Source organism: Sinosporangium siamense, assembly GCF_016863435.1.
GTDB classification, from domain to species: domain Bacteria; phylum Actinomycetota; class Actinomycetes; order Streptosporangiales; family Streptosporangiaceae; genus Sinosporangium; species Sinosporangium siamense.
In genome coordinates, this window is the sequence record NZ_BOOW01000066.1 from 1 (window position 1) to 9,665 (window position 9,665).

The following is a 9,665-nucleotide window of genomic DNA, read 5'->3' on the forward strand; positions in this document are numbered from 1 at the left end:
GCGCCATCCCTGTGCTGTGGTTGTCGGGGCCCTCGGGAGTTGGGAAGTCCTCGGTCGGCTGGGAACTGTTCACGCATTGGACCGGCAAAGGGATCAAGACGGCTTTCGTCGACAGTGACCAGATCAGCCTGTGCCATCCCACGCCGGAAAGCGTCACCCACCATATCGGCGCACAGAACCTGGCCGCCATATGGCCGAACCTCCGCCGGGAGGGCATGCGCTGCATGATCCTGGCCGGCATCGCCGACACGGCCGAGCAGGTCCGTCAGTACACCGATCGTGTTCCTGACGCCGCCTGGACCCTGTGCCGGCTGCGTGCCGGCAGCGCCGAGCTGAGACAACGCTTTCTTGTTAGGGGCTGGCGTCTGGACCTGGTGGACGCGGCGCTGGCCCGTGCGGAGGCGCTGGACCGGGCGGATTTCACCGACATGTGCGTGGACACCGGCGGTTTGACGGTGCCCGAGGTGGCCAGGCTGATCCGGGAACGGGCAGGCGGATGGCCCGGCACAATTTTGCCCGGTGTCCTTCCCCTGCCCCTCCCGGCGGTGCGGGTCTCCGAGGAGGGCGATCGGATCCCACTGCTGTGGTTCTCCGGCGCCACGGCGGTCGGGAAATCGACCGTCGCCTACGAGGTCTTCCGCCGGATCGTGCGATCCGGCGTGCGGGCCGCCTACGTGGACGTGAAACAGATCGGCGCCCTACGCCCGGCCCCCACCGTCCTCAAAGCCCGCAACCTCGCCGCCCTCTGGGCCGGATATCGTGCAGCCGGAGCCCGATATTTGATCGTCTCCGGCGAGGCCGACTCCGACGACTCCGTCCGCCGCTACACCGGCCTCCTGCCCGGCACCACCCCCACCGTGATCCGCCTGCACGCCGAGGCGGCGACCCTCGCCGAGCGGGTCGCGCTGCGCGGCCGCGGCGAGGGCCCGGCGATCCCGGGCGACGAGCTGAAAGGGCTCCCCGCGGCCGGCCTGCAACAAGCCGCCGGACGCGCCGCACACGAGGCCGAGGTGCTCGACGCCGCCGGAGCCGGCGACCTGCGCATCACCACCGACGGCAGGCCGGCACAGGAGGTGGCCGCGGAGATCTGGTGTCAGTTCCCTCGCGGGACCACCAGGCCCGATTCGTAGGCGAGCACCACGAGTTGAGCGCGGTCGCGGGCATGGAGTTTGGCCATCGCCCGGTTGATGTGGGTTTTGGCGGTCAGTGAGCTGATCACCATGCACTCGGCGATCTCGTCGTTGGACAGGCCCTGAGCCACCAGCGCGACGGCCTCGCGTTCCCGGTTGGTCAGTTCTTCCAGCCCAGCGGCGGCACCTGTGCCGAGCGGCCGGCTGATATACCGGTCGATCAGCCGGCGCGTGATCGACGGTGCGAGCAGCGCGTCGCCGCGCGCGGCGACGCGCAGAGCGTGCAGGAAGTCCTCCGGCACGATGTCCTTGACGAGGAATCCGGCCGCGCCCGCGCGCAGCGCGTTGAATACGTATTCGTCCAAGCCGTAGTTCGTCAGGATGACGACATGCACTCCGGCCAGAGCCGGGTCCGCGGCGATGCGCCGGGTCGCCTCGATGCCGTCGACGACCGGCATTTGTATGTCGATGAGGGCGATGTCGGGCAGGTGTTCCCTGACCAGCGCCAGGGCCTCCCTCCCGTCGGCGGCCTCGGCCACCACCTCGATGTCGTCCTCGAGGTCGAGGATCGCGCGGAATCCGCTGCGGATGAGCGGCTGGTCGTCGACCAGCAGGACCCGGATCACGGTGTGCGCTCCACGGGAAGTTCGGCGTGTACGGTGAAGCCACCCTCATGGCGTGGCTCCGCGCGCAGGCGACCGCCAAGGGCGGTGACCCGTTCACGCATCCCGAGCAGCCCCATGCCGGGCACCGGCACGGCGTCCGGGGTGGCCTTGCCGTCGTCGTCGACCCGGATGACCAGGGTGTGGGGGTGGTAGTCGATCCGGACCGACGCGGTGGCCGCGGCGGCGTGCCGGGCGATGTTGGTCAGCGACTCCTGCACGATCCGGTATGCGGTCCGGTCCACCATGGCGGGCACGTCGTGTCGTTCTCCTCCGACCGTCAGCCTCGTCGCAAGGCCGGTCGCCCTGGCGCGTTCGACCAGCTCCGGGACGTGATCGAGACCGTGCGGCGGGCTCGTGCCGTCGTCGCGCAGCACGTCCAGGGTCGCGCGCAGCTCCCGGTCCGCCTCGCGCCCCGCCTCCCTGATCGCCAGCAGCGCCTCCGGCACCTGTTCGCCGCGCCTGAGGGCCAGGTGGACCGCGGCTTCGGCCTGAATCTTGATGACGGAGATCTGGTGGGTGAGTGAATCGTGCAGCTCTCGCGCGATGTGCAGCCGCTCCTCGCCGGCTCGGCGCCGCGCCGTCTCCTCCCGGGTGCGTTCGGCCTCATCGGCCCGCCGCTCGGCCTGTCGCAGCGCCTCACCCGCGGCGCCGGCCGCGATCAGCCAGGCCAGCTCAAGGGCACCGCGCGCCTGTGCGAACGCCTCACCCGTGTCGTGCAGGCCCGAGGCCATGGCCGCGAGGGGGAGAAGGGCCAGTATGACCACGCTCGCCGCCACCGTGACGGCGCGGTGTCCCACTCGTACTGCTCTGTACACCGCGAACAGGTATGCGACGGCGGGCACGTCGAAACCGGCCGCCTGGTAGCCCACCGCACACAGACCGGTGACGACCAGGACGGTGATCGGGGCCCGGCGGCGCGCGGCAAGTGCCAGGCCGCCCGCCGCCAGCAGCGTGTAGCCGAGCAGGTCGAGGGATGCGGTCGACCGCTGTCCGGCCAGCCCGGTGACCAGCAGCGTGGCCGCCACACCGACGGCGATCGCCCAGTCTCCGGCGGCTGCCCGGCGACTGGACCGTCCTGTTCTCATGCGCGCACTTTATTCGCATGTTCGCGTGGGTAACTCCTGCGCGTGGACGACCAGCGGCCTACTGCGCACGCAGTACTCCTACGGCGCCGGCGGCAGCACGAAGTGTCTGCGCTCGCAGGACGACCGGCGGCGGGGTCGGCGGGCACGATCGAGGCACATCCAGCCGAAGGAGCACGTCATGTTCGTTCACCTGCTCGGAGGTCTCGAGCTCGCCACCTCGGCGGCCGAGCACGCCTTGGCCCAGCCGGCCGCCGTGAGCGGCTATGCCTTCACCGCCGGACGTCTCTGGTCGCTGGCCGGCATAGCGCTGGGTGTGGCAGGCATGGTCGCCGGCGGGCTGGCACTGGCCCGCTCCGTCAGGAGGGCCGCCGGCGTGGCCCTGCCGGCCGGACTGGCCGGCGCGGTCATCGGCGGGCTGGTCGTGGCCGCCGCCGAGGGCGGGCCCGGCACCGGCTATGGAATCGTCGGCGGCTACGTGGCCCTGGTGGTGGGGCTGGTCGCCATGGTCCTCGGGGCGCTGGCATTGGTCCGCTCCCGCCGTACCGGCTGACCGCGAGCAGGGACCACCTAGACCCGGACCGTGTAGCGCGCGGGGGAGACGCCCACCGCGGCGGTGAAGTCGCGGGTGAAGTGCGCCTGGTCGGCATAGCCGAGGTCGGCGGCGAGCCCGGCCCAGTCGACGTCGCCGCGAGCGGCCCGCTCGGCGGCCTCGTGCAGGCGGGCGCGGCGCAGCACCCACTTGGGCGACGCGCCGACATAGTCGGCGAACAGGCGTTGCAACGTGCGCACGGTGACGCCGAACACCTCCGCCACCTGGTCGACCCTGTGCAGGTCAGGGGTGGCGGTGATGTGCTCCACCATCGCGGCCGCCGTCTCCGCCGACGGGTCGGGCCCGGGCAGCCGGGCCAGCAGGAAGGGATCGACGAGCGCGGCGAGCCGTGCCGGGTCGGCGGGCCCGGCGAGCACCCGATCGTTGAGCCGGTCGGCTTCGTCGCCGAAGAACTCGGCGGCCGGCAACGCCTGGTCGGCGAGCTCGATCACGGCCCGGCCGGTGAACGGGCGAAACCACCCGGGGCGGAACTTCACCCCCCACACGTACCCGGCCCCCTCCAACCGCCGCACGAACAACGTGCGGTCGACCCCGTAGACGTGTGCCCGAGGTGCCTCGAAGACCAGGTGGATGTTGGGATGGGACAGGACCTTCTGCTCATAGGCCGGCAAGCCACGCCGGTCCCACCGCACCATCCAATAGAACTCGACACAGCGCGTCAGCCCGGCGGCGGGTTCGTGCCGGGCGACGCTGATCACGGCCGCTCCCCGCTCGGGGTGGAGCACCCCGCGTCCGAGGGAGGTCACGCCCTCAAGGTTAGCTGTCGCGTTTGTTCAAGACGGACGTACGGTGCCCGCTCGACGATGGGAGACATGCATGTTCACGCACTTCATCCCCTGATGGCGAGCGCTGCCGCGGAAGCCGCACGTCTCGCCCGCGGTGTCCGGGCCGGGCAGCTGGACGGGCCGACGCCCTGCACGGCCTTCGACACCCGGACCTTGGTCAACCACTGGGTTCTGTACACCTCGCACGGTCTTGAGCGCCGGGCCCGCCGGGAGCCCCTGCCGCAGGAGCTGGTCGAGCGCGACTTCACCGCCGAGCCCGATTGGGCCGAGGGATACGCCAAGCAGTTGGACCGGGCGGTGGACGCCTGGGCCGACCCCGCCGTCTGGGCGGGCGAGGTGGACCTGGGTTGGGCGAGCATGCCCGCCGTGACGATCGCCCAGATGGTGATCAAGGAGATGGTCGTGCACGGCTGGGACGTCGCCCGCGCGACCGGCCAGGAGATCCACGTCCCCGACGACCTGGCGCGCATGATCTTCGAGGTGGTGGAGGAGCACGCCGAGTCCTACCGCCAATACGACGGCTTCGCGGCCCCCGTCCGGATCCCCGCCGACGCGCCGCTCTTCGACCGCGCCCTCGCCGCCTCCGGCCGCGACCCGCGCTGGAGCCCGCCGGCCTGACCCAGAACTCAAATCCGGACTTCGGGTGAAAGGGGTTGACCACCCCGAGGAACGGAGCACAGGCTTGACCGTCACGCTGAGCGTGATGTGCATCTCGTCGGCACCGGGCGTCGGCGGCGCGGTCGAGGTCGCGCCGCACAGCGGCGGTGAACCCGCCGGGGGGACCAGGTGGGCAGGGTGTTGATCACGGCGGTGCCCTTGCCGCCCGCGTCGCGATTCTTGCGGTCAGGCGTGCTGGTTCTTTTGCCGGCCCCTGTCCGCCCTCCGCGCCGCCACGATGATGAGCGCCCCGGACACGGCCCCGACGAAGAACGGCGATGGCACAAGCAGGACGCCGCCCAGCACGCACCACAACGCGAGGACCCAGCCCACCCCCGCGGGCACAACCACCCCGCGGTCGGCGAGATGCCAGGTCAGGTAGCCCAGGAGACCGAGAGGTACGGCGAAGCCGCCCAGGCCGGACCAGAAGACGAGCTTGTTCTGCACGGACTCCACCGTCTGCGCGGCGCCCCCGCCGGTGAACGCGAGCGGAACAGCGGCCCACACCCCCCGATCGACCCAGCCGGTCATTTCCGCCCAGGCGGTGAACACCACCAAGGACAGGTGTCCTGACCCCAGCACGACCATGATCCCGCTCGCCCAGCGCAGCAGCCGCTCTCCGGACGTCATAGTGACCTCCCCGTCCCCTGGTCGCGGTTACGCCAGGCGTGTTCCCATTGCCGGGTCAGAGCCGGATAGACGATGAGGTAGCGGAAAGGGGCGATGGCCGCCATGTAGAGTCGTCCGAACCATCCGTTGGGCTTGACGAGGACGGCCATCCGCAGCTCGTAGTCGCCGCTCGCCCCCTGGACCCAGCCGAGATGCATCAAGGTGTGCACGGTCTTGTTAGCCAGCTCGCGCACGGACTCCAGGTCGAGCTCGTAGACCGCTTTGAGAGGCATGCCCTCGTGGTCCGGGCCGCGTGGCGCGTCACGGATGTCGCCGGGCAGGCGGTCCCGGAGTGAGCCGACCCGCCTCCCGAGCCCGGCCGACGGCGTGTCCCACTCGCAAAGCGCGCCGAGCCGCCACCGGAGGGCGAACAGGAACCTCACCGGCCGGGGCTGCTTCGCGAGCCCCCCGGCGGTCCGCATCGCCGCGAGCATCGCTGGGAAGTCGCCGGGGCCGGCCCCTGGAGTGCGGAACGACCACACGTCCTCCACCTGAAAGTCGCGGGTGAACTCGTGAACGCGCCAGGCGCGAGAGGTGTGCGCGGTCGCGGGCAGCCTCATGAGAGTGTCCTCCCGGCCATCAAGGCCATCAGCGTCATCTGGTCCAGCCGGGGTGTGGCGTCGGGGTCGATCTCGCGGTAGCGGCGGTGGAGGTTGACCACGATCCGCTCGGCGTCCAGCCAGGTGGCGTATTCGTCCAGGTCCACCGCCTCGATCGCCTCGGCGAAGGACAGGCCGCGGGCGTGGGCGGCGTCCGCCTGGCCGATCACGTGGGTGAGATAGCCGCGCACCGCGCGGATCCCGTCGGGGTCGGTGACCGGGCCGTGGCCGGGGACGATCGTGTGCGCGCCGGTGGCGATCATCGTGTCGCAGGCGGCGATCCAGTTGGCGATCGGGCCGCTCCACACGATCGGAGTGCAGCCGATGAACAGCAGGTCGCCCGCGAAGAGCACACCCGCGTCGGGCACGTGCAGAACCGAGTCGGCGCTGGTGTGAGCGGGGCCGAGGTTCATCACGCGTACCTCCCGGCCGCCGATGTCCAGGGTCAGCTCCCCGTCATAGGTCCGGTCGGGCATCCGCAGGCGGATGCCGCTGAAGTCGAAAGGGGCGAAGCGTTCACGGAGGTAGCCGGTCGCCGGGCCGATGTCGATGATCTGGGGGGAGGTCAGCATCTCCGGAGGCATCTCGTGCCGCATCTCGGCGCAGGTTGCCTCGGCGGCGATGATCTGGACGTGCTCGCCCAGCAACTGGTTGCCGTGGGTGTGGTCGCCGTTGGAGTGGGTGATGACGGCGTGGGTGAGCGGGTGCCGATCGGTGATCTCGCGCATCGCGCCGAGCATCTCGGCGGTCAGCGGCAGGTCGAACAGGGTGTCCACCAGCAGGGACGCACCGGTGCCTGTGACCAGGCCGGCGTTGCTCCAGCCGTACCCGCCGTCGGGCAGCAACCAGGCCCACACCCCCTTGCCGACCTCGTGCAGCCCGCGCGAGTAGGGCAGCTTCGACGGGGCACGGTTCACCCGTGGGCGCGCGGGCCGTCTGTCAGGGTTTTGCCGCGGCTTCAGCGGGTGCGGCGGGGCGCTCGCGCGGACGGTCTGCCGGGTACTGCCGAGCCCCTCGACCGATAGTTCGACGAGGTCGCCGTCCCGCAGCCAGCCGGGGAAGGCGGCAGGGTCGGTGAGGGACAGGTGCTCGATCAGGCAGCAGCCGGGCACCGTACCCGAGCCGAACACGTCACCGGGCAGCAGTTCCACGCCGCGCGAGGCGTAGGAGATGACCTCGCCGAAGCTCCAGTCCATGGTGCCGGTGCACCCTGAGCCGATGGTCCGCCCGTTGACCTTCGCCTCGGCCCGCAGGGCGAGCCTGCCGTCGCGGCGGTAGGGCTCCAGTTCGTCCGGGGTGACCAGGAACGGGCCGAGTGTCGTCGCGCCGTCCTTGCCCTTGGCCTGGCCGATCGCCAGTGATGCCTCGCTTAGCTGCAGGTCGCGTGCCGACCAGTCGTTGTAGATCGTGTAGCCGACGATGCGCTCCTCGGCCTGCTCCGGGGTGAGGTCCCTGCCGCCCTGCCCGATGACCGCGCCGATCTCCAGCTCGAAGTCGAACCAGGCGCTGCCCGGTGAGATCACCACGTCTTCGTGGGGGCCGGCGACGCTGGAGGGGCAGGCGAAATAGAAGGCCGGGATCCGGTACCACGTGTCGTCGAGCGTGCGCGGCTGACCGGCGGCCTGCCGGCAGTTGCGCATGTGGTCCAGGAAACACAGGCAGTCCCGGATCGAGGGCGGGCGCGGGATCGGTGCGCGCAGCCTGGCCTCGGCCAGCGGAACGCTCGGCGTCTGCTTCGCCGAGGCCAGCACCGCCTCCTCGGCGGCCCGCAGTCCGTCTTCGCCCCAGCTGATGAGCTCGATCAGGTCGACGTGTGGTGCGACGGGGTGGATCCGGTCGTCGCGGATCAACCCGGTGCGGTCTCCCGTGTCGGTCTCGTAGGTCACCCAGCGCATGAGAGAACCTCCTCGTTTCTATGCTGACTGACACAGGCTATATCGACCGACATTTGATCTGCCATCCGGCATAGCGGTTAGATGGTCGGTATGGCCACGCGACGTATCGAGCAGACTCAGGAGAGCCGCCGGCTGCTGGTGGATGCCGCAGCCGAGCTCTTCGCGGAGAAGGGATATCGGCAGACGAGCTTCGTGGACATCGCCGACCGGGCGGGCATCAGCCGGGGCTCCATCCCCTGGCACTTCGGCAACAAGCTGGGCCTGCTGGATGCGGTGGTCGACGACCAGCTCCAGGCCGTGCTGGCCGGTTTCGCCCCGCCGGCTCCGGGGCAGCGGGCCGCCGACCCGCTGGACCAGGTCATGGACTTCATCCGCCGGCCCGCCGCGCGTTTGTTCATCACCCTGCTCGCGGAGGCCGTAGAGGTCGGCTCGCCGGTCCGCGAGCACTACGCGCGACTCCACACGGCGCTGCGCCAGGGGGTCCGGACCCGGATACCGGCCGGGGCGCTACCCGCGGGGGCCGACCTGGAGGCGGTCACGGTTTTGCTGGTGGGAGCCGTCATCGGCGTTCACGCCCAGTGGCGTGTCGCCCCCGAGTCGGTGGACCTCGACGCCGTCCACACGGCGATCCGCGCCCTGCTGCCGAAAACCTAGTACCTCACCTTGAGGTACACGGGCCGGTGATCGGACAGGGAGGTCGGGGGAGCCACATGACACTGGCGCGAACTGCTTTTCGGGGCGAAAAGGTAGTCGAGCTTCTTCCGCTTCCCGCCGGAGCTGTGCGTCCATCGCCCGGTGCGGCTGCCCCCTCGCTGATCGCACTCGCGATATGCCTGGTAGGCGGGCACCACGGCACGCCGCCCGGCGGCGCTGCCGTAGCCGCTGCCGGGTGGCGAGACGTTGAGGTCGCCGCCGAAGACGGTGTGATGGCCGGGCTTGGCGGCGAGGGCGATCAGCTCCTTGATCTGCTTGGTGCGGTACGGAGCACCCGGCTGCCCGTCGTCGTATTGCGTGCCTGCAGAAAGATGCGTACCGCACACGTGGGCCCGCTTGCCGGTGATGGTGGCGCAGAGCACCGCCCGCTTGACATACCACGACGGGGAGGACAGCGGATGGCTCTGAAAGGACACCTTGCCGGAGGCGACGGCGACGGTGACGCTTTGATTGCCCCGCGAGCGACCCAGCTTGTCGGGATGGCAGGCGTACGGCACGCCCGTGTTCGAGGTGAGCGCGACGGAGCGCACTGTCCACGCCCGGCCGGTGCGCTGCCGTAGTCCCAGCTCCAGAGCCCGGTCCGCCCCGGTGCAGAACTCCTGCAGGAATATCACGTCCGGCTTGATCGGCTGGTTGACGGCGTAGTCCCCGACCTTTTGCGCCAACTGCTGGGGGTCGGCCCGGTAGAGGAGGCAGGCGGCGTTGGTGCCCGCGCAAACGTTCCACGTCATCACGGCCAGCGCCGTACGCGCCTCCGCGACGGCGGGCGGAGCCAAGAGGACTGCAGCGATCGCCCCCGCTAACACCACTGCCTTCAAGATCCTCCGTCCAATGCCTGCTTCCTCGCCTGCTTGAT

General features: G+C 70.5%; 11 protein-coding genes. 4 read left to right on the forward strand and 7 right to left on the reverse strand.

Annotated elements, in window-relative coordinates:
* The coding region (locus Ssi02_RS38295; RefSeq protein WP_204034324.1) for a hypothetical protein at window positions 1-1,130 on the forward strand (1,130 nt) is incomplete at its 5' end.
* Here the strand turns inward: Ssi02_RS38295 and Ssi02_RS38300 are convergent.
* Together Ssi02_RS38300 and Ssi02_RS38305 are read right to left on the reverse strand one after the other, a co-directional pair.
* A complete protein-coding gene (locus Ssi02_RS38300) occupies window positions 1,094-1,756 on the reverse strand; it encodes a response regulator (protein WP_204034326.1) in 663 nt (220 codons plus the stop codon). The genes Ssi02_RS38295 and Ssi02_RS38300 overlap by 37 nt on opposite strands.
* Entirely contained in the window at window positions 1,753-2,880 is a 1,128-nt protein-coding gene (locus Ssi02_RS38305; RefSeq protein ID WP_204034331.1) for a sensor histidine kinase, read from the reverse strand. The genes Ssi02_RS38300 and Ssi02_RS38305 overlap by 4 nt, the downstream gene beginning before the upstream one ends.
* A gap of 178 nt (window positions 2,881-3,058) precedes the next feature.
* Between Ssi02_RS38305 and Ssi02_RS38310 the strand changes: the two genes are divergently transcribed.
* Window positions 3,059-3,430, forward strand: a complete 372-nt coding sequence (locus Ssi02_RS38310; RefSeq protein ID WP_204034336.1) for a DUF6223 family protein — start codon at window positions 3,059-3,061, stop codon at window positions 3,428-3,430.
* A gap of 17 nt (window positions 3,431-3,447) precedes the next feature.
* On the opposite strand, the gene Ssi02_RS38315 is transcribed toward Ssi02_RS38310, so the two are convergent.
* Window positions 3,448-4,236, reverse strand: coding sequence for a helix-turn-helix domain-containing protein (locus tag Ssi02_RS38315; protein WP_204034340.1), 789 nt, complete (start codon window positions 4,234-4,236; stop codon window positions 3,448-3,450).
* A gap of 66 nt (window positions 4,237-4,302) precedes the next feature.
* Here Ssi02_RS38315 and Ssi02_RS38320 point away from each other — a divergent pair, with 66 nt between their 5' ends.
* On the forward strand, window positions 4,303-4,893 hold the full coding sequence (locus Ssi02_RS38320; RefSeq protein ID WP_204034345.1) for a TIGR03086 family metal-binding protein: 591 nt from the start codon (window positions 4,303-4,305) through the stop codon (window positions 4,891-4,893).
* A 225-nt stretch (window positions 4,894-5,118) separates the two neighbouring features.
* On the opposite strand, the gene Ssi02_RS38325 is transcribed toward Ssi02_RS38320, so the two are convergent.
* From Ssi02_RS38325 to Ssi02_RS38335, 3 genes are read right to left on the reverse strand one after another with little or no spacing between them, the layout of a single operon-like run.
* Window positions 5,119-5,562, reverse strand: coding sequence for a DUF6463 family protein (locus Ssi02_RS38325; protein WP_204034349.1), 444 nt, complete (start codon window positions 5,560-5,562; stop codon window positions 5,119-5,121).
* Window positions 5,559-6,161, reverse strand: a complete 603-nt coding sequence (locus Ssi02_RS38330) for a DUF2867 domain-containing protein (protein ID WP_204034350.1) — start codon at window positions 6,159-6,161, stop codon at window positions 5,559-5,561. The genes Ssi02_RS38325 and Ssi02_RS38330 overlap by 4 nt, the downstream gene beginning before the upstream one ends.
* A complete protein-coding gene (locus Ssi02_RS38335) occupies window positions 6,158-8,095 on the reverse strand; it encodes a fumarylacetoacetate hydrolase family protein (RefSeq protein ID WP_204034357.1) in 1,938 nt (645 codons plus the stop codon). The genes Ssi02_RS38330 and Ssi02_RS38335 overlap by 4 nt, the downstream gene beginning before the upstream one ends.
* A gap of 90 nt (window positions 8,096-8,185) precedes the next feature.
* On the opposite strand from Ssi02_RS38335, the gene Ssi02_RS38340 reads away from it, so the two are divergent.
* Complete coding sequence (locus Ssi02_RS38340; protein WP_204034365.1) at window positions 8,186-8,749, forward strand: TetR/AcrR family transcriptional regulator; 564 nt, start codon at window positions 8,186-8,188, stop codon at window positions 8,747-8,749.
* Here Ssi02_RS38340 and Ssi02_RS38345 read toward each other — a convergent pair.
* Window positions 8,746-9,665: endonuclease/exonuclease/phosphatase family protein (locus tag Ssi02_RS38345; protein WP_204034370.1), on the reverse strand; the 920-nt coding region annotated here is incomplete at its 5' end. The genes Ssi02_RS38340 and Ssi02_RS38345 overlap by 4 nt on opposite strands.